The organism is Brevundimonas sp. Br13 (assembly GCF_055391505.1).
On sequence record NZ_AP044008.1, the window covers coordinates 2,798,807 to 2,817,509 of the forward strand.

The following is an 18,703-nucleotide window of genomic DNA, read 5'->3' on the forward strand; positions in this document are numbered from 1 at the left end:
GGCGGACGGCTTCCGACGCTTATCGATAATCGTTGCGTATCGAGCCTGCTTTGCAATGCAAAGTTACATCTTGGACAGGTCCATTACACCTTCGTCATGCTTGCTCCGAAAGCGATGGGTGACGCGCGCGAAGCGGCGCGTTAGCGTGTCGCCGCATCGAGAGTTGGAGCCTGCGCCTTGCCCCTGAACCTGACCCGTCGTCGCGCCCTGGCCGGCGCCCTCCCGCTGAGCGTCGCGGCCCGCCCGGCTCTGGCCTGGAACGCCGCCAACGACGATACGGCCCTGGCCGAGGCGGTCGACGCCTATGTGAAGAAGGCGATGGCCGCCTGGCCCGACCAGCCCGCATTGGGAATCGCCGTGGTCAAGGACGGCGCCGCCGTGCTGACCCGCGGCTATGGGGTGAAGGTTCAGGGCAAGCCGGCCGTCGCCGATGAACACACCCTGTTCGCCATCGCCTCCAACACCAAGAACGTCACCGCCGCCGCCCTCGCCATTCTGGTCGATGAGGGCAAGGTCAAATGGGACGCGCCGATCAAGACCTATCTGCCCGATTTCCGGCTGGTCGATCCTTACATCACCGACCACATCACGGTTCGCGACACCTTGAGCCACCGCGCCGGTTTCGGCCTGGGCGCCGGCGATCTGCTGTTCTGGCCCAACAGCGACCGGACCCGCGCCGAGGTCTTGGCCCAGGCCGCCTTCGTGCCGATCGAGGACGGGTTCCGCGCTCGATACCATTATTGCAATCTGATGTTCGTGGTCGCGGGGGCGGTGATCGAGGCCGTCTCGGGCCAGACCTGGGAAGACTTCATCCAGACGCGGATTCTGGACCGCGTCGGCATGAGCGAGACCGTGCCCCTGGCGCGCCTGGCTGACCCGGCCAAGTCCGCCCTGCCCCACGGCCGGGTCGGGCCGCCGCTGCGCTATCAGGGCGCCATGACTCCGATCGCGGATTCGATCGTGGAGGTCTGGAACTGGGACTCGGCCGCCGCAGCCGGCGGGATCTGCACCACCCCGGCCGACTGGGCCAAATGGATCGCGGTGCGGCTGAACGAGGGGCGGCTGCCCGACGGGACGCGACTGTTCTCGGAAGAGTCCGCCAGGGAAATGTATCGTCCCAACATCATCGTCGGCAGCTCGCCGGGCCCGACGGCGGAACTGCCCAACCGCTCCATCGCCTCGACCTACGCCCTGGGCCTGCAGGTTCAGGACTATCGCGGCGAGCGACTGATCAGCCACGGCGGCGGTTCGCCCGGCGGCATTTCCGCGACCGTTCTGATCCCCGGCCGCAAGGTTGGGTTCAGCATTTTTTCGAACGCCGAGGAGAGCTTCCTGCTGCGCGCCCTTCGCTCAGGCATCGCCGACCTCTGCCTGGGCAAGGTGGATGTCGACTGGATCGCCGATTCCAAGCGGTTGGAGGCGGAGGGGAACGCCAAATCCATCGCCGCCGCAGCCGAGATCGACGCCAAACAGGCGGCCGGGGCGCCGCCCTCCATGCCTCTGGACGCCTATGCCGGAACCTGGCGCGACCCTTGGTACGGCGACATCGTCATCGCGCCCAAGACCCGCGGCCGGGGGCGCGACCGCAAGCCCGGCCTTTGGCTGACCTTCACCCATACGCCGGCCTTGCAGGGCTGGTTGGAGCCCTATGACGGCGAGACCTTCCGCACCCGCTTCCCGGACAAGCGGGAGGAAGACGCCTTCGTGACGTTCGACATCCAGACCGCCAAGCCCGCCACGGCGACGATGAAGGGCGTCTCGCCGGACATCGACTTCTCCTACGATTACCAGGATTTGAGACTGACGCGGATTTGAACGTTCGGCCTGTGACCTAGGCGCGCAAGGCGGAACGTCCTGACCGAGGCAGCGCTGTCCTTCCATCAACGTAAAGGAAGGACAGCCATGTCAAAGTCAGACACTCCCCGCGCGCTCGACCGCGACGAAGCGGAGATGGTCCAGCAGAGCCAGGCCCTAGACGACCGATCGCCCGCCGAATTGCGGGAGCTGATCGGCCGACTGCGGGCGCGGCGGGACAGGGCGCAGCGCCAGATTCGCACGCGCGCCCGCTCGGCTCAGGGGCGGGGCGAAACCGCCGGGGCCGACACAGGCGCGCGGGAGAAGAAGGCGCTGCTGACAGAGGCGATCGCTCGCGTCGCCGAAGCCCTGGCGTCTCCACGGAGCGGCGGCGCAAAGGCGAAGACGGCGACCGAAAATCTTCGACAGGCGGTCCGGCGCAAGGCCGAGAACCCGACCTGGACCGGGCCCGAAGACCGCACAGCGGATCAAGGATCGGTCGAGACCCCAAACACGAAGATCGCTCCCTCGGGCGCCCTGCACGCCGAGGGGATGCGCGCGGCGATTTCGCGTTCCACCGGCAATCGTTGACCCAGAGACCTGAAGCCGCGCCTGCGGACTTCAGGTCCTGATTTCCAGGAGCTCCAGCTTGGCTTCCTGCTTGGGCCAGGGGAGGACGAGCCGCCAGCGGCTCTGGCCGATCCGCTCCAGAACGCCCACCTGATCGCGTTCCGGGCGATCGCCATAGGCGGGAAAGCCGGTCTCGGCGTCGCTGAGGGCCTGGGCGCCGATATAGACGAGGCGACGATCCGTGTCGGGATAGAGCAGGCCCTGAGTCCGCTGCGACCCCGTCTTCTTGGTCAGAACCAGATCCCCGCCTGGGGTCGTCTCCACCGAACAGGCGAACCAGGGATAGTCGACATAGGCCAGACCGCCGCCCTCCCCGCGCCGCCCCAGCTTGATCGTTCGGCAACGATAGGCGCCGGGAGGCGGCTGAAGGCGATCGGGCAAGCCGGCGTTGGGATCGACCAACGGGCCCAGGGCCTCGACCTCAGAGGCGAAGCCGGCGGCCTCGGCCTCGGCGCGGGCCATACGCCAGGCCTGGTCCAATCGACCGAGCAGGCTGGCGTCGGCCGCCGAGGCGACCTGACGCCAATCGTCGCTTCCGCCTTGAAGCCCGCCTTGAGCTGCGGAAGGTGCGGCTGCGGCGGCGGCTGTCGCGGGCGGCGCGACGCGCGGGGGGACGCCTTTGGCGGGCGCGCTGACGGCCGGCGAGGTTTCGGCGCGGCTGCCCGGACTGTTCTCACCGCAGGCGGACACCGCCAAGCCGAGAAGCAAGGGCGCAAAGAAGGTCGGGGTGCGGCGCATGATCGGCGTCTCCATCGGTTCAGGAGACGAACGGTCAAGCCGCCGCGCGGTTCAGTCGGTCTTGGCCGGAACCAGTTCGATCAGGTCCAGGTTCGACTCATACTGCGGCCACGGCAGCACCAGACGCCAGCGCGCCTCGCCGATCCGTTCCAGAACGGCGACCAGATCACGATCACTGTTACGGCCATAGGAGTTGGCGGCCGGTTCCTGGGCCAGGGCCATGGATCCCAGCAGCAGCATGTGCCGGTCGTTCTCGGGGAACAGGAGGCCCGAAGGCCTTTGGGAGCCGGTCAATTTGGTGAACTTCAGGCCGCGCGGCGTCTGTTCGATGCGACAGGCGAACCAGCCGTAAACCACATAGCCCAGTCCGTCCTCGCCGCCCTGGGAACCCAGTTTCACGGTGCGGCAGCGGTAGTCGCCGGTCGGCGGGGTCACGCCGGGGCGTCCGGCGGACGGGTCGATCAGATCGCCCAGACTGTTCAGGTCCCCCGAACCGCGTTGGCGTCGGGCCTGTTGCAGAGCCAGATCCCAGGCGGCGTCACGACGCTGATAGCGATCCCGATCGGTCGAGGTGATGACGCCGCGCCAATCCATCAGAACCCCGCCCGTTCCGGAAGAGGGCGGCGGCGGGGGCGGAGGCGGCGGCGGGGTGGAGGCGCAGGCCGCCAGGGCAAGAAGGCCCGCCAGAGCCAGACCGCCCTTCGGCCCCGCGCCAGAGGCCTGGCGGCGAAGCGAGGTACGACGAGACGGGCGAATCTGGCGCATCAACGCTTCCCTGTGAAAAGGCGTCCGATGGACGGACCTTGCGGCGAAGTCGGCCTTTTAGGCCCTTGGTCGGCGGTCGGCGTCAAGACCGCAGTCGCAGATCCCCCTTCGGATTATCAGCCTTCGCTTTCGGCCGCAGCCTCCGCCTTGCGGCGGGGCGCGCGGCGGCGCGGGGCGGGCTCGCCCTCCTCGACCGTCGGAGCAGGGGCGGACGAGCGGGTCAGAAAGCCGGGCAGAGCCGTCGGAGTCTCATCGTCGCCCGTTTCGGCTGCAACGGCGGGACGACGCGACCGGCGCGCCGGCCGCTCGTCCGTCTGAGGGACTTCGCTCTGATCCGGGACCGGTGCCACCGACTCGGTCTGGGCCGCGGCGGCGGCGTCATCGGCGACCGCTTCGACCGGGCGGCCTTCGCCCGACTGGCCTTCGCCCTGGGTGTCGAATCGGCGCTGCCGCTCCTCGCGACGCCGCTCCCAGCGCTCACGGCGGGTTTCGCGGCGACCGCCGCCTTCGCCCTCGGCGCGCATCTCGCCGTCGTCGCGCGACGACTGGCCGTCGCGGTCGCGGTTTTGGTCGCGGTCGCGGTCGCGGTCGCGATTGTAGTCGCGCTCCCGGTTTTGATCCCGGTTCTGGTCGCGGTTTTGGGACTGCTCCGCGCGCTCCGCCGCTTCCTGAGCCTGGCGATCCGCCGCCTGCTGCGCCGCCATGAAGGCCGCGGCCTGGGCGCCGGATTCGTCTTCGAAATCGATGTCGAAGCCTTGGTTCGACAGTTCGCGCGCGGCGATGTCGGAGAAGGAGCGTTGGGGCTGAAGCGCGCGCAGAACCCGGTAATAGTGTTCGGCGTGCTGTTGGTAGTTCTCGGCCAACACCCGGTCGCCGCTGGACGCCGCGTCACGGGCCAGCTGCTGATAGCGCTCATAAACGGTCTGGGCGTTGCCGCGGACCTTGATGTTTTCGGGCCCTTGCGAATCCCACGAACGATTCGGATTGGCGTTGTTGGCGTTATTGGCGCCCGCCTTGTTCCGATTGCGTCCGCGCTGACGCTTCATGCCCTTGAAATCTCTCATTCGCGCTACCGTGTGCAGGGATGGAGCCAAGCCGTCGGGCCGGGTCCGTCCGTTTCGTGGTTCCGTTTCGCTCGGGGCCGATCCCCGATTGTCGATCTGTCGGAATGCCTTGTCGCCCGCATGGTGCGCCGGCCCTGTGGGGACCGACCGTCATGGCCGGCTCAAGCCGCGAACAGCCGGGCGAAAACCCGTAAAGCTGCGTTTGAGTGGGAGACGAGAGAGACTTAGCGTGTGCGCCGTCCCTTTCCAAGGGGTTTTCGACAAAGCGTCGCACCTTGGGCCACGGCTCCGCTTTGCCGACAGCCCTCGGGTGGGCTAGGCAGGCTCTTTAAGGCGACGATGAGGCTTTCTCCCATGCGGGTTCTGGTTCTAGGCGGCGACGGCTTCTGCGGCTGGCCGACGGCCCTGCATCTCTCGGCCCAGGGCTGGGACGTGACCATCGTCGACAATCTGAGCCGGCGGAATATCGACAATGAGCTGGAGGTCCAGTCGCTGACGCCGATCCGCACCATGGGCGAGCGGATCAAGGCCTGGAAAGAGGTGTCGGGCCGCGACATCGGCTTCGTCAACATGACCGTAGGCAAGGAGTTCGACCGTCTGGTGGCCCTGATCCGCGACCTGACGCCCGACAGCGTGGTCCATTTCGCCGAACAGCGCGCCGCCCCCTATTCGATGAAGTCGGCGCGGCACAAGCTGTACACGGTCGACAACAACATCAATGCGACCAACCACCTGCTGGCCGCCATCGTCGAAAGCGGGCTGGACGTGCATCTAGCCCACCTGGGCACCATGGGGGTCTATGGCTACGGCACTGCGGGCCTGCGCATCCCCGAGGGCTATCTGAAGGTGACGGTCCAGACCGACAACGGCCCGGCCGAGCAGGAGATTCTGTTCCCGCCGAACCCCGGCAGCATCTATCACATGACCAAGACTCAGGACGCCCTGCTGTTCCAGTTCTACGCCCGCAACGACGGCCTGCGGATCACAGACCTGCATCAGGGCATCGTCTGGGGCGCCCAAACGGCCGAGACCAGGCTGGACGAACGTCTGATCAATCGCTTCGACTACGACGGCGACTACGGCACGGTGCTGAACCGGTTCCTGATGCAGGCGGCGGTCGGCTATCCGCTGACGGTGCACGGATCGGGCGGCCAGACCCGGGCCTTCATCCACATTCAGGACACGGTGCGCTGCGTCGAACTGGCGCTGAACAATCCGCCCAAGCGCGGCGATCGGGTCAAGATCCTGAACCAGATGACCGAGAGTCGGCGTGTGCGCGACCTGGCCCGGATGGTCGCCGACATGACCGGTGCCGAAGTCCACAATGTGCCCAACCCCCGCCAAGAGGCCGACGAAAACGATCTGGTCGTCGCCAACGACCAGTTCCGGGAACTGGGGCTGAAGCCGATCACCTTGGCTGAAGGTCTGATGCAGGACGTCACCGAGATCGCCCGGCGCTACGCCGAGCGGGCCGATCTGAGCCGCATTCCTTGCGTCTCGGCCTGGAACCAACGCCGCGCCAAGGCGCTGGAAAGCCAAGCGCGGCCGTGCGCGAGTTCGCCCGGTTCGCCCAACATCCTGACCGCCTGAGCCTGCCGATGAACCGCCCTGTCACCGCCCCCTCCCTACTGGTCTTCGGCGGCGGCTATCTGGGGCGGGCCGCAGCGCGCGAAGCCTTGAAGCGAGGGGGACAGGCGGCGGCGACCTCTCGCGATCCCGAACGCCGACGCTCCCTTGCGGCGGAAGGTGTTTCCGCGATCAATCCTGCAGACTCTGACGCCCTCAAGACTGCGCTGGAATCGGCCACGGCAGTGCTGATCACCGCGGCGCCGGACGCCCATGGCTGTCCGGGCCTGCGCGCCCTGGCGCCCGTCGCGTCCCAGGCTTGGCCGGATTGGATCGGCTATGTGTCATCAACCAGCGTCTATGGCGACCGAGCCGGCGGCTGGGTGTTCGAGGACGGGCCGCTGAACGCCGCCAGCCTGGAGGGCGCCCGTCGAGTGCGGGCCGAACGCGACTGGCTGGACGGGGCGCAGGGCATGGGGCTGACAGTCCAGATTTTCCGTCTGCCCGGTTTTTACGGCCCCGGTCGCAGCGTCATCGATCGGCTGAGAGACGGCACGGCGAGACTCGTTCGGAAGCCGGGCCAGGTGTTCAACCGCATCCATGTCGATGACGTGGTGTCGGCCTTGTTCGCCTCCATGGACCGGCCCAGGCCCGGCGCCGCCTATAATCTGACCGACGATGAGCCCTCGCCCGCCAATATGGTGGTGGAATGGGCGGCCGACCGGATGGGCCTGCCCCGTCCGCCGGAAGTCGATTGGACCGATGACAGCGTCAGCGAGGCGATGCGCCGCTTCTATCTCGATTCCAAGCGGGTCTCGAACGCCCTGGCCAAGGCCGAACTGGACTGGCGACCGGCCTATCCCAGTTGGCGGGAAGGCCTGGAGGCCTTGCTGGACGCGCCGCCGCCGCTTCGCCTGGTCAGCTGATAGCGCGTCTCAAGCGCCTCTGTTCTTCTTCAGGAGGCGGTCCCGCGCCGCATTGACTCGGATCGCCAACCCGGCCGTGCCGCCTTGGTCGGGATGGACGCGGCTCATGGCGTGTTTCCAAGCCGCGCGAATCTGCGCCTCGTCCGCGTACGGAGGGACGCCGAGCACTGCGCGCGCCTCGGCCTCGGTGATCGGCTCGGAACGTACGGGCGTCCGCATCCGCGACGACCAGACCAGATAGAGGCCCGCCGCCGCGAGGCCTGCGCCCCACAGCCAAGCGCCCCTGAAGGCCGCCAAAGCCCCGCCGGCCAGAAGCGCAGACGCGAGCAGGGTCGCCGTCACCCGCCAATGGGCCCGACCACGTCTTTCCGTCTGTCGTCCCAGTCGCACCAGGGCCCAGACGGCGACGGCCGCCAGGGCCAGTCCAATCAGAGCCACGCGGTCATCCGGCCTTTCAGGCCGCCACGTCCAGCGGCGCCAGGGCCTGTTCCAGACCCATGGCCTTCATCAGATTGCGCAGCTCCTGGCGGGCCGCGACATGGGCCAGGGACACCGCCACCGGCCGCACCTCATTGGACAGGTCTGCAACCGTCAGGCCGAAGGGGAACAGCTCGCGATAGATGACCCGATCACGCAAGCCCGGCCCGACGCGGAAGCCGACCCGCTTGGCCAGCTTGTTCATCCGCTCTTCCAGTCGCTTGCGGTTGCGCGCCTCGGCGACGGCGAGACGGTTCGTCACGACCAGCCAGTCGATGGTCGCTTGCCGGCCCTGGGTGATCGCCCGGACCTTGCGGGCCTCCCAGACGCTTTCGGAATAGATAGAGGGCTTCAGCAGCTCCAGCGAGACTGGGTCCACCTCGCCCAGCAGGTCGAAATCGACGAAACTGTCGTTCATCGGGGTGACGATCTGGTCGGCGCGCGCATGGGCGGCGCTGGACACGGCCGTGTCGCCGCCGGGGGTGTCGATCAATATGGCGTCCACGCCTGCGGCCGCAGCCTCGGCGAAGGCCTTTTCGAAGGCCGCGATCTGCTCATCTGTCCCGCCCTTGGCCAAGGCCTTGCCGTCGCCCATGTCGGGCATGAACGGCTGGGGCAGCGTTTGGCCGTTCGCGGCCAGCCAAGCCTGACGGTTGGTGAAGAAGCGCTGCATGGAGCGCTGGCGCAGATCCAGATCGATGATCGCCACCGTCCGCCCCGCATGCAGCAGGCCGGTGACGATGTGGATCGCCAGGGTGGACTTGCCCGCCCCGCCCTTCTCATTGCCGAGGACGATCACGTGTGGCTGCGTCATGGAGGAAACCCTCTGTGGCGGCCGACGCGACTCAGTGCAGCGCGGCCTTCGGACGCCTTAGACTCGGCGCACAGAGGCCAAACGTCAACGCGGCGTTAACGGCCATCTGTGGACTTTGCTCTGGTGGAAGGGACGCCCGCCGGTCAGCCGGCGCGACGGCACCAGGGATCGGCCACCTGGGCGGCCGCGCACAGGGCGCTGGCGGTCTCGGTTGGAATAGGCCCAACCCGCAGCCGGGTCAGACGACGACCGGCGACCTCGACGTCCTCGAATCGCGGCGAAAAGTCGGACAGATCCGCCTGAGTTCTCAGCCGCGCCCAGGCGGCCCGCGCCGCAGCTTCGCTGGAAAAGGCGCCCAGCTGGATCAGTCGGCCCTCCGCCGACGAGGTCGGCCGCGGCTCCGACCGGATGACGGCGGGGCGCAGAACCGGCCTGTCGGCACGATCGACCGCCTCGACAAGCGCAGGAGCGGCGGCGCGCATGGCGGGCTGGACGGCCGGTTGGACCATCCGCGTCACCGCACCCCTTAGACCGGGCTCCCGGTCAGGCTCGGGTTCCGTCCGCCTTTCGTCCGCGCCCAGCCGCCCCGCCATGGCGTCGCGGGCGTCCCACATCTCATAGGGCGTCATCAGGGCGATTTTCACGGGCGAGAATTTTGCAGGCCGCAAACCCTGAGTTTCGGCGCGAGTTTTTTGCGCAGCTGCGGGCCTGGGGGCGTCCGGGTCCATCGGAATCTCGATCGCAGCGATCCGATCGGCGGCGGACTGGAAGGAATGACGGTCGCCCTCGACGGCCCCGCACCCGGCAAGCCCGAGGGTGAGGGCGATCAGAACTGGACGGGTCGCTGCTGCTGGCGTCATAAGCACCACCCTAGTCGCCAGGGCTTGAGGTCTGGTGCATCGACACGCTTAAGGCACAAGGTTAACCGGTTCACCATGACCCAGCCCGCTTCGCTCCTCGTCGTTCGTTCCGTCGCGGAACTGCGCGCCGCGGTACGCGACTGGAAGAGACAAGGCCTGACGGTGGGCCTGGTTCCGACCATGGGCGCCCTGCATGACGGCCATCTGGCCCTGGTGCGCGAAGCCGTTCAGCGCGCCGATCGAGTGGTGGTCTCCAACTTCGTCAATCCGACCCAGTTCGCCCCGACCGAGGATCTGGCCCGCTATCCACGCCAGCAGGCGGAGGATGCGCGGCTGTTGTCCGGCGTCGGCTGCCCTCTGATGTTCGCGCCCGCGCCAGAGGACATGTACCCCGAAGGCTTCGCCACCAGCATCGCCGTGACGGGTCCGGCGATGGGCCTGGAAGGCGATTTCAGGCCTCAGATGTTCGGCGGGGTCGCCCTGGTGGTGACCAAGCTGTTCAACCAGGTTCAGCCGGACTTGGCCGTGTTCGGCGAGAAGGACTATCAGCAGCTGATGGTGATCCGGCGCTTCGTCCGCGACCTGGATCTGCCGATCGACATCGTCGCCGTTCCGACCCAGAGGGACGAGGCCGGCTTGGCCCTGTCGTCGCGAAACGCCTATTTGTCGCAAGACGAATTGGCCGTGGCCCGCCGGCTCAACCGCATCCTGGCGGCGGCGGCGGCCGATGCCGCGTCGGGGCGTCCCCTGCCCGGCGTCGAACGAGACGCCTATGCCGCCGTGCTGAAGGCCGGCTTTGAGCGCATCGACTATGTGGCGGTCCGGCGGGCCGAAGACCTGTCGGTCTTTCGCGACGGCGTGGTCGACGCCCCCGCCCGCATTCTCGCCGCCGCCTGGCTGGGCAAGACGCGGCTTATCGACAACCTGGCCGTCTGAAAAAAGAGCCCGACGCAGGCGCCGGGCTTTGAATGGAAGTTCGGTGATGGTGTGTCCCAGAACGGGACAGATTCATCTGTCCGCCGCTTCGGTTAACGAAGTCCTAACCGCCGCGATCCGGCAGCCATGTGGTCTGACGACCGCTCGGTCCGGTCGGCCAGGTCAGCCGCCATCCGTCGCCGGCCCGTTGCGACTGAAAGTCCGCCTGAGAACCGACGCCGGGATAGTCGAACCGTTCGCCGTCCACGACGATCGACGCTGCACCCCCGTCGGGGGCCGTCGCACGCCAACTGCCGCCGGTGCGGCTCAGGACCGGCACCCGCCTTCCGTTGATCGTCACCTCCGGCGGCGGTCCGTTCGCGCGACCGGAGACGATCAGGACCGCGCCGTCGGAATCCACCGCATCCAACCGACCCCGGCCGTCCAGCCGGGTCGTGGGTTCTCCGGCCGCGATCAGGATGATCGGCCCCGCGCCGCCTTGCAGAAGCACCAAGGTCTCGGGCGAGGGCGCGGCGTCCTCTCCGATCTGCACCTCCGGCCTCAACCGCATGTCGCCTGAGGTCAAGGGCGCCCGCAGTTCGAACCGGCCGGCGGCGTCTGCGCTGACCGCCACGGCCGCTCCGTCCCCCGCGCGAAGCACGACTCGGGCGTCGGGCGCCGCCGCGCCTCGAACCACCACCTGTCCCCCCTCGCGCCGAGCGGCGTCAACCGTCGGCGGCTGCGTCCAGGGCGATTCCACCGGGGCGCCCGGCTCGGACGCGACGGCGGCGTCCTTCTTTTCCGAACAGGCGCTCAAGGTCGGCGCCACAAGGACCAGAGCCGTCGATAGGGCCGCCTTGGCGACGATCCAGCGTTTCATCCTTGGTTCCGACACGATATGGCTGGCGCCCAGCGGCCGAGAGTCTGTTAGCTCGATCGCCGCCCGTTTGGCCATGGCCGACGGCGCATCCGTTCATTTCGAGGCCTCATGTCCCTGCCCCCTGTTTCGATCCAGCCTTTCGAAGGCCCCTCCGTCTGCCTGTTCTGCGGTTCGTCCGATCGGGCCGATCCCGCCTATATCCAGGCCGCGCGAGACTTCGGCAGGGCGACGGCCGAGGCGGGGTGGCGTCTGGTCTATGGCGGTGGCGGCGTGGGTCTGATGGGCGCCTCGGCGCGCGGAGCCCATGAGGCGGGCGGGCGAGTGCTGGGAATTATGCCCGCCTTCCTGCGCAGCCGCGAGCGCCTGTTCGACGAGGTCGAGACGGTCGTCGTGACCTCCATGCATGAACGCAAACAACTGATGTACGACCAGTCCGACGCCTTCGTGGTCGCTCCGGGCGGCATCGGAACCCTGGAAGAGGTCGTCGAACTGCTGTCCTGGAAGCGGCTGGATCTCCATCAGAAGCCCGTGGTCTTCCTGAACCTAAACGGCTTCTGGAACGGCTTTTTCGATCTGATGCGTCACAGCGTCGACGAGGGAATGACGCCGGCCGATTTCCTGAACGCCTGGACGGTGGCGGACACGGTGGAGGCTGCGCTGGAGCAGATTCAGACGGATCCCATGGACGGGGCGCGTATCTATGATCGCCGATAGGTGATCGCCGGTCACAATCGACGCCGCGCATCTTGACAGTTTTTATCGAAAACTGACATTGACGCCCGACGGCACGACGCCGTTCTTCAATTTCGGAGAGTTTTCATGCGCGTCCTGCTGATCGCCGCCGCCGTTTTCGCCGCCGCCCCCGCCGTCGCCCAGACGCCCGCCCCCACCAGCCTGGTCCTGGCGGATGCGGCCAAGGCCCCCGCCCGCCCGACCATCATCGACGGCGCGCGCTGGTCCTGCGAGGGCTCGGCCTGCACCGCCTCGGGCGGCACGGAACAGCCGGCGACGCGCGCCTGCCGCCGCGTGGTGCAGAAGTTCGGCCCGGTGACGGCCTTCTCCTACAAGGGCAAGACGCTCAGCGCCGAAGAACTGGCCGCCTGCAACGCCTGATCCAGGCGTGAGGCGGCTTAGGCCGCCTCGCCTTTCAGGCGCCGCTGGATGGTCTCGCGACCGATCAGCGGCGCCAGGGCCGCCATGTCCGGCCCATGGGCCTGGCCCGTCAGCGCCAGCCGCAAGGGCATGAACAGGGCCTTGCCCTTGGCGCCCGTCTCGGCCTTGACGGCGTTCGTCCAAGCGGACCAGGCCGTCTCATCAATGACCTCGGGCAACAGGCCGGCGGCGGCCTCGATGAAGGCGGCGTCCTCGATGACGGGCTGGATCGGCCCCCGCACGACCTTCGCCATTTCAACCACATCGGCGAACTTGTTCAGATTGCCCCGCACCACGGACCAGAAGGTCTCGCCTAGATCCGCGTCCAGAGCCTGCAGCCGGGGTTGAGCCGAAGCATAGTCCATGACGTGCAGCGCCTGGGCGTTCAGCCGGTCCAGATCGGCCGTGTCATACCGAGCCGGCGACCGGCCCATCTTGGTGAAGGCAAAGCTCTCGCCCAGGGCCTGAACCGATGCGGCGACCTCCAAGGGGTCGGAGGTGCCGATCCGGCCCAGATGGCTGGTGATGGCGATCGGCTCGTAACCCTGGTCGCGCATGTCGCTGATCGACAGGGAGCCCAACCGTTTCGACAGGGCCGCGCCGTCGGCGCCGACCAGCAGGGGCATGTGGGCGAAGCCGGGAACCGTCGCCCCCAGGGCTTCGAAAATCTCGATCTGGGCGCCGGTGTTGGTGACGTGATCCTCGCCCCGGATGATGTGGGTGATGGCCATGTCGATGTCGTCCACCACAGACGGCAGGGTGTAGAGGAACAGGCCGTCCTCGCGGATCAGAACCGGGTCGGACATGGAGGCGGTGTCGACCTCGGCGTGGCCGCGCGCGAGGTCTTCCCAGGCGACCCGCTTGCCCTCCAGCTTGAACCGCCAATGGGGACGACGGCCCTCGGCCTCATAGGCCGCCTTCTGCGCGTCGGTGAGGTCCAGCGCGGCGCGGTCGTAGATGGGGGGCAGGCCGCGCGACAGCTGCACCTTGCGGCGACGATCCAATTCGTCGGCCGTCTCATAGGCGGGATAGAGCCGGCCCGACGCCTTGAGCTTGGCGGCGGCCTCCTCATAGCGGTCGAAGCGCTTGGATTGGTTATAGCGCTCGTCCCAGGTCAGCCCCAGCCAGGTCAGATCGTCCTCGATCCCCTGCTCGAACTCCGGCGTGGAGCGCGCCAGGTCGGTGTCGTCGATCCGCAGCACGAAGGATCCGCCCTGCCCCTTCGCGAACAGCCAGTTCACCAGGGCGGTGCGGACATTGCCGACGTGCAGCTTACCCGTCGGCGACGGGGCGAAACGAACCTTGACGGACATGAAGACCTAGACCTCAAAAGCGAGGCGGCTAGGTCGCGCCGCAACCCCGCGAAGTCAAGGCTTGGGTCCCTCGAACTTCAGTCGTCCCGGTGAACCCGCTCGCGGCGTTCGTGGCGCTCCTGCGCCTCGACCGACAGGGTCGCGGTGGGGCGAGCCTCCAGACGACCCAAGCCAATGGGTTCGCCGGTGTCCTCGCAATAGCCGTAGGAGCCGTCCTCGATCCGCCGCAGGGCGTCGTCGATCTTGGAGATCAGCTTGCGCTGCCGATCGCGGGTCCGCAGCTCCAGGGCGCGATCCGACTCCGAAGAGGCGCGATCAACCAGATCGGGATGGTTTTCCGTCTCCGCCTTCAGGTTGACGACCGTCCCCTTGGACTCGCGAAGGATTTCATCCTTCCAGTCCAGCAGCTTCTTTTTGAAGTAAGCCAGTTGCCGCTCATTCATGAACGGCTCGTCGTCCGACGGGCGGTAAGGACCGGTTTCGTCGGACACAACGGACGCCAAGGCGCTCATCCCACTCACGCTCTCTAATCACGCCCCCCTGTGGCGTAGGGGCCGTATAGTCAGCCCGACGAGTCGCGGCAACGGCGTTCGCGATTCCGTGATCATGATTCCGTGAGCGCCTTGATGAAATAGGAACCCAGCTAAGGCCCCGTCCTCGATCTTGAAAAGCCGAAGCTTTTACGATCAAGCCTCGCCGCGACGCAGTTCGGCCTTGGCCAGTTCCACAGCGGCGCGCAGGTCGATCTGATCCAGCACGGCGTTCAACCCCGCATCCCCGCCATCGGGGCGCTCTTCGCGCAGATTGCGGGCCAGCCGTTCCAACAAGGCGGGATCGCCCTCGCCGGACAACAGAGCCAGTTTCATCTCGTCGAGCCGGTCCAAAAGCCCTGCGCCCCGCTTGATGGCGCGCCGACGTTTTTCCAGCGGCCCCTCCACGCCTTGGAGAGCCATCAGGGCCGAGACGTCGGCGACGCTCGTCGGTGCGGCGGCGGCTGAAGCGGCGGTGGGCGCCGACGCCCCGCCGGCTTGACCGAGCGAAAAGCCGCTGGCCGAGCGAGCGGACTTGCCGCTGGTCGGGGCTTGGGGGCCCGTGGTCCCTGTGACCTTCATCCGCGCATGCTCCGGCTCATGATCCCATCCTTGAGGAACGGAGTGACCGTTTGGTTAACAGCTGGGCAGAATCTGCCCTCACCATCCACCCGCAAGCCGCCACACCACCATATTTTCAACAGCTTAGATCACGGCACGATCCTGGCATAAGGCATCAGAAGAAGCCTCAGAGACGTCCGACCCATGCAGAATCTGCTCGCCCGCCTCGTCACGCCCTTGGCCGTCCTGGCCCTGGGCGTCAGCGCGTCCGCGGCCGCAGCCCAGTCGCGGATCAAGGACATCGCCGCCGTTGAAGGCGTTCGCGGCAACCAACTGGTCGGCTACGGCATGGTCATGGGTTTGAACGGCACCGGCGATTCGCTGCGCAACTGTCCCTTCACCCGGCAGTCGCTGGAAGGCATGACCGAGCGGCTCGGGGTCAATATCCGCGGCGCAAACGCCAACACCAAGAATATGGCCGCAGTCATGGTCACGGCCGAACTGCCGGCCTTCGCCACGCCGGGTTCGCGCATTGACGTCAACGTCTCCTCCATGTGCGACGCCAAGAGCCTGCTGGGCGGATCTCTGGTCGTGACCAGCCTTCAGGGCGCGGACGGTCAGGTCTATGCGGTGGCCCAGGGCTCGGTCCAGACCGGCGCCGTCTCGGCCTCCGGAGGATCAGGTTCTTCGGTGACGCGGGGGGTGCCGACGGCCGGCCGGATCGCCTCGGGCGCCTCTGTCGAGCGCGAGACAGGCTTCGAAATGGCCAACATGAACGAGGTCCGGCTGAATCTGCGCAATCCGGATTTCACCACCGCCCAGCGCGTCGCCGCCGCCGTCAACGCCGCCTTCCCCGGAACCGCCCTGGCCGAGAACGGAACGGTCGTGGCCCTGCGGGCTCCCGGACAGATGGGCATGGCCGGCTTCATCAGCCGCGTGGAAAACCTGCCCGTCACCGTCGATTCACCCGCCAAGGTCATCATCGACGAGGTGAACGGCGTCATCGTCATGGGCGATGCGGTGCGGATCTCGCGGGTGGCCATCGCCCAGGGCAATCTGACCATCTCGGTCGATGAACAGCCCTTTGTCAGCCAGCCCGCCCCCTTCAGCCAGGGACAGACGGCGGTCGTGCCCAGCACCCAGGTCAATGTCGAAGAAGATCTGGGCACCCAGATGCGGCTGGTGGGCGGCGGAACCAGCCTGTCCACCCTGGTGAACGGCCTGAACGCCCTGGGCGTCAGCCCGCGGGACATGATCAGCATCCTGCAGGCGATCAAGGCGTCCGGCGCCTTGCAGGCCGAGATCGAGGTGATGTGACATGACGGACCTGTCCGCCCCCGCCGAACTGATCCGGCCCCTGCCCGCCGCTGCGACGGCCGCAGCCGGCGCGAGCCGTGAGAAGATCAAGGCCACGGCGGAAGCCTTCGAGGCCAGCTTCCTGTCTCAGATGCTGAAACCGATGTTCGAAGGCCTGTCGACCGACGGCCTGTTCGGCGGCGGTCAGGGCGAGGCGACCTGGCGCAGTTTTCTGCTGGACGAAATGGCCAAGAAGACCGTGGCCGCCGGCGGGATCGGCCTAGCCGGGCCGGTGATGAACGAAATGCTGAAGATGCAGGAGGCGCGGCCATGAGCGACGCTGAACTGGCCGGGGCGCGCGTGCGCCAACTGCTGGATCTGACGCGGCGCCTGACCGAGCGTTTGGCGGCCGAGACGCGCGCCTTCCAAGAGGGGCGCCCCCAGGAGGTCGCCAAGGGATTGGCCGAAACCCAGGAGATGGCCAACCTCTATCGCCGCGACTCCGCCCATGTGAAGGCCAACCCCGCCCTTCTGGCCGACGCGCCTTCGGCTGATCGGTCCGCTCTGATCGAGGCCACCCGCGCCTTCGACGCCGTCCTGGCCCGTCACGCCGGCGCTGTTGAGGCCGCCCGCCGTATTTCCGAGGGCCTGGTGCGGGCCATCGCCCATGAGGTCGCAGCCGCCCGAACGCCGGCCGCCGCCTATGCCGCCGATGGGCGGGCGGCCATGGGCGACGGACGCGCGGTGGCGTTCAACCGCAAGGCTTAAGCGACATTTTTTGATTTCTGCGGGCCTCGTTCCCGCCGTGTTGCGGGTTTTTTAAGCGACGGGGATCATAGTCGCCCCATGCCGATCACCACGCGCCTTTTGGGACTTGCCTTTGCGTCCGCCGACGCCCTGGTGGAAATCGACGCCCAAGGGCGCGTCGGCTTCGCCCTGGGCGCGGGCCCCGCTGCGGGACAGGACGTCGGCGCCCTGTGGACCGGCAAACCCCTGACCGAACTGCTTCATCAGGGCGATCATGTCCTCCAGACGCTGATGAACAGCAAAGCGGGCGCCCGCAGCGCGCCCCTGCAGATTCTTCTGACCGCCGGCGCCGACCGAGTGCGACGCGCTTCGATCCGCGCCTTCGTCCTGCCCCAGCTGGCGCCCGCGATATCCTGCGCCATCGCCTATGAGGGTCCGGCCATCCCGCTGGGCGAACTGGACGTTCCGCCGCTGATCGACGCCGAACGCTTCCTGATCGACGCGCCCCGGATCATCGACAATTCGCGCGATCTGGCGTTCGGCTTCCTGGACGTTCACGGCCTGGAGCAGCTGCCGGAGGCGCTGGCGGACCGGGTTCAACGCCGGATCGAGGCCACGCTTCAGTCGGCCGCCGTTCACGGATCCTCCGCCGCCCAGATCACCCAGGAGCGTTTCGCCCTCTTGCGGCCGGAAACCGACAAACGCGACCTGGCGGCGGAAGTGGTCGAGGCCGGACGAGCGGAGGGCGCCGAACTGGCCGCCGAGAGTTTCACCGCCCCCGTTCCCCAGGGCGCGGACAGCCTGTGCGTGCTGCGCGCCATGCGTTTCGCCATTGAGGGATGTCTGAAGGACGGCGGCCTGGCCAATCCTCAGATCGCCTTCACCGAGTCCCTGAAGCGGACCTTCCGCGACGCCGAGGCGTTCCGCGGCGTGGTCAAGGCTCGCGACTTCCAGGTCCACTACCAACCGATCGTCCGACTGGACTCGCGGGCGGTCCACCATTTCGAGGCCCTGGCGCGGTTCAATACCCCCAACGGCCCGGCCGAAGCCATCCGCATGGCTGAAGAGCTGAAAATGATCGAGGCCTTCGACCTAGCCGTCGCCGAGAAGGTGCTGAAGCGGATGCGGGCGCCCGGCGCCGGCCTGCTCAAGATGGCGATCAATGTCTCCGGCGCGTCGCTTGGCGACGACACCTATGTCGAGAACCTGCTGAAGATGACCTCCGGCTCGACGGAAGAGCGCAAACGTCTGATCGTGGAAGTGACCGAAACCTCGGCCCTGGCCGATCTGGAGGCGGCGAACCGGCGGCTGACCGCCCTGCGTGAGACCGGCATCAAGGTCTGCATCGACGACTTCGGCGCCGGCGCCACCTCCTATGACTATGTCCGCAAACTGCCTGTGGATGCGGTCAAGATCGACGGGGATCTGGTGCGCGGTCTGAGCGATCCCCTGACCGAGGGTTTGATCCGGGGCGTGGTCGAACTGTGCCGGTCGATGAAGCTGGAAACCATCGCCGAGATGATCGAGACGGACCCGGTCGCCGATCAGTTGAAGAGCCTGGGGGTCGAATACGGCCAAGGCTGGCTGTTTGGCCGCGCCGAGGCCGAGCCGCGCACCCAGCTGGCCAGCGCGGCGCCGATCCGACGCCGGGGCGCGGTCGAAGCCTGGGGCTGAC

The 18,703-nt window shown here is 67.5% G+C and carries 21 protein-coding genes; 11 read left to right on the forward strand and 10 right to left on the reverse strand.

All coding sequences use genetic code 11. The annotated features are described in order from the left end of the window. The first annotated feature begins 177 nt into the window (after window positions 1-177). Entirely contained in the window at window positions 178-1,815 is a 1,638-nt protein-coding gene (locus ACZ5M6_RS13860; protein ID WP_191554272.1) for a serine hydrolase, read from the forward strand. 87 nt (window positions 1,816-1,902) lie between these two features. Next, window positions 1,903-2,385 (forward strand): hypothetical protein, encoded by a 483-nt coding sequence (locus ACZ5M6_RS13865; protein WP_191554273.1) that lies wholly within the window; start codon window positions 1,903-1,905, stop codon window positions 2,383-2,385. A gap of 30 nt (window positions 2,386-2,415) precedes the next feature. Here ACZ5M6_RS13865 and ACZ5M6_RS13870 read toward each other — a convergent pair whose 3' ends face one another. The 3 genes from ACZ5M6_RS13870 to ACZ5M6_RS13880 all read right to left on the reverse strand — a co-directional run bounded on the left by ACZ5M6_RS13870 (window position 2,416) and on the right by ACZ5M6_RS13880 (window position 4,991). Then, a complete protein-coding gene (locus ACZ5M6_RS13870) occupies window positions 2,416-3,162 on the reverse strand; it encodes a DUF4893 domain-containing protein (RefSeq protein ID WP_464158937.1) in 747 nt (248 codons plus the stop codon). Between the two features lie 51 nt (window positions 3,163-3,213). Further along, a complete protein-coding gene (locus ACZ5M6_RS13875) occupies window positions 3,214-3,927 on the reverse strand; it encodes a DUF4893 domain-containing protein (protein WP_444572532.1) in 714 nt (237 codons plus the stop codon). A gap of 116 nt (window positions 3,928-4,043) precedes the next feature. Then, the gene (locus ACZ5M6_RS13880; protein WP_464158938.1) at window positions 4,044-4,991 is read right to left on the reverse strand and encodes a DUF4167 domain-containing protein; all 948 of its coding nucleotides are present in this window, start codon (window positions 4,989-4,991) and stop codon (window positions 4,044-4,046) included. A 339-nt stretch (window positions 4,992-5,330) separates the two neighbouring features. Between ACZ5M6_RS13880 and ACZ5M6_RS13885 the strand changes: the two genes are divergently transcribed. Further along, window positions 5,331-6,581 carry an NAD-dependent epimerase/dehydratase family protein gene (locus ACZ5M6_RS13885; RefSeq protein WP_464158939.1) on the forward strand — a complete coding sequence of 417 codons (1,251 nt, stop codon included), beginning with the start codon at window positions 5,331-5,333 and terminating at the stop codon, window positions 6,579-6,581. Between the two features lie 8 nt (window positions 6,582-6,589). Next, on the forward strand, window positions 6,590-7,483 hold the full coding sequence (locus tag ACZ5M6_RS13890; protein WP_464160127.1) for an SDR family oxidoreductase: 894 nt from the start codon (window positions 6,590-6,592) through the stop codon (window positions 7,481-7,483). A 9-nt stretch (window positions 7,484-7,492) separates the two neighbouring features. Here ACZ5M6_RS13890 and ACZ5M6_RS13895 read toward each other — a convergent pair whose 3' ends face one another. The 3 genes from ACZ5M6_RS13895 to ACZ5M6_RS13905 form a co-directional block, all read right to left on the reverse strand. After that, the gene (locus ACZ5M6_RS13895; RefSeq protein ID WP_464158940.1) at window positions 7,493-7,921 is read right to left on the reverse strand and encodes a J domain-containing protein; all 429 of its coding nucleotides are present in this window, start codon (window positions 7,919-7,921) and stop codon (window positions 7,493-7,495) included. Between the two features lie 16 nt (window positions 7,922-7,937). Then, the gene (locus tag ACZ5M6_RS13900; protein WP_054766206.1) at window positions 7,938-8,774 is read right to left on the reverse strand and encodes a division plane positioning ATPase MipZ; all 837 of its coding nucleotides are present in this window, start codon (window positions 8,772-8,774) and stop codon (window positions 7,938-7,940) included. A 143-nt stretch (window positions 8,775-8,917) separates the two neighbouring features. Next, window positions 8,918-9,418 (reverse strand): SPOR domain-containing protein, encoded by a 501-nt coding sequence (locus ACZ5M6_RS13905; RefSeq protein WP_182714816.1) that lies wholly within the window; start codon window positions 9,416-9,418, stop codon window positions 8,918-8,920. A 291-nt stretch (window positions 9,419-9,709) separates the two neighbouring features. On the opposite strand from ACZ5M6_RS13905, the gene panC reads away from it, so the two are divergent. Beyond that, on the forward strand, window positions 9,710-10,570 hold the full coding sequence (panC, locus tag ACZ5M6_RS13910; protein WP_182714817.1) for a pantoate--beta-alanine ligase: 861 nt from the start codon (window positions 9,710-9,712) through the stop codon (window positions 10,568-10,570). A gap of 103 nt (window positions 10,571-10,673) precedes the next feature. On the opposite strand, the gene ACZ5M6_RS13915 is transcribed toward panC, so the two are convergent. Then, complete coding sequence (locus ACZ5M6_RS13915) at window positions 10,674-11,429, reverse strand: hypothetical protein (RefSeq protein WP_287105018.1); 756 nt, start codon at window positions 11,427-11,429, stop codon at window positions 10,674-10,676. Between the two features lie 108 nt (window positions 11,430-11,537). Between ACZ5M6_RS13915 and ACZ5M6_RS13920 the strand changes: the two genes are divergently transcribed. Together ACZ5M6_RS13920 and ACZ5M6_RS13925 are read left to right on the forward strand one after the other, a co-directional pair. After that, window positions 11,538-12,143: an LOG family protein gene (locus ACZ5M6_RS13920; RefSeq protein ID WP_054766210.1), complete on the forward strand. Its 606-nt coding sequence runs from the start codon at window positions 11,538-11,540 to the stop codon at window positions 12,141-12,143. A 105-nt stretch (window positions 12,144-12,248) separates the two neighbouring features. Continuing rightward, window positions 12,249-12,542 carry a CC_3452 family protein gene (locus ACZ5M6_RS13925; protein WP_054766211.1) on the forward strand — a complete coding sequence of 98 codons (294 nt, stop codon included), beginning with the start codon at window positions 12,249-12,251 and terminating at the stop codon, window positions 12,540-12,542. Between the two features lie 17 nt (window positions 12,543-12,559). Here the strand turns inward: ACZ5M6_RS13925 and gltX are convergent, their stop codons facing one another. The 3 genes from gltX to ACZ5M6_RS13940 all read right to left on the reverse strand — a co-directional run bounded on the left by gltX (window position 12,560) and on the right by ACZ5M6_RS13940 (window position 15,006). Next, window positions 12,560-13,894, reverse strand: a complete 1,335-nt coding sequence (gene gltX, locus ACZ5M6_RS13930; RefSeq protein ID WP_444572537.1) for a glutamate--tRNA ligase — start codon at window positions 13,892-13,894, stop codon at window positions 12,560-12,562. Window positions 13,895-13,971: 77 nt separating this feature from the next. Next, the gene (gene dksA, locus ACZ5M6_RS13935) at window positions 13,972-14,406 is read right to left on the reverse strand and encodes an RNA polymerase-binding protein DksA (RefSeq protein WP_054766213.1); all 435 of its coding nucleotides are present in this window, start codon (window positions 14,404-14,406) and stop codon (window positions 13,972-13,974) included. A gap of 174 nt (window positions 14,407-14,580) precedes the next feature. After that, entirely contained in the window at window positions 14,581-15,006 is a 426-nt protein-coding gene (locus ACZ5M6_RS13940; RefSeq protein WP_054766214.1) for a flagellar assembly protein FliX, read from the reverse strand. A gap of 183 nt (window positions 15,007-15,189) precedes the next feature. Between ACZ5M6_RS13940 and ACZ5M6_RS13945 the strand changes: the two genes are divergently transcribed. The 4 genes from ACZ5M6_RS13945 to ACZ5M6_RS13960 all read left to right on the forward strand — a co-directional run bounded on the left by ACZ5M6_RS13945 (window position 15,190) and on the right by ACZ5M6_RS13960 (window position 18,702). Then, window positions 15,190-16,302 (forward strand): flagellar basal body P-ring protein FlgI, encoded by a 1,113-nt coding sequence (locus tag ACZ5M6_RS13945; protein ID WP_054766215.1) that lies wholly within the window; start codon window positions 15,190-15,192, stop codon window positions 16,300-16,302. 1 nt (window position 16,303) lies between these two features. Further along, the gene (locus ACZ5M6_RS13950; RefSeq protein ID WP_054766216.1) at window positions 16,304-16,615 is read left to right on the forward strand and encodes a rod-binding protein; all 312 of its coding nucleotides are present in this window, start codon (window positions 16,304-16,306) and stop codon (window positions 16,613-16,615) included. Further along, window positions 16,612-17,049, forward strand: coding sequence for a flagellar basal-body protein FlbY (locus ACZ5M6_RS13955; protein ID WP_152950682.1), 438 nt, complete (start codon window positions 16,612-16,614; stop codon window positions 17,047-17,049). The genes ACZ5M6_RS13950 and ACZ5M6_RS13955 overlap by 4 nt, the downstream gene beginning before the upstream one ends. A gap of 78 nt (window positions 17,050-17,127) precedes the next feature. Further along, entirely contained in the window at window positions 17,128-18,702 is a 1,575-nt protein-coding gene (locus ACZ5M6_RS13960) for an EAL domain-containing protein (RefSeq protein WP_228184471.1), read from the forward strand. The last annotated feature ends 1 nt before the right edge of the window (window position 18,703 follow it).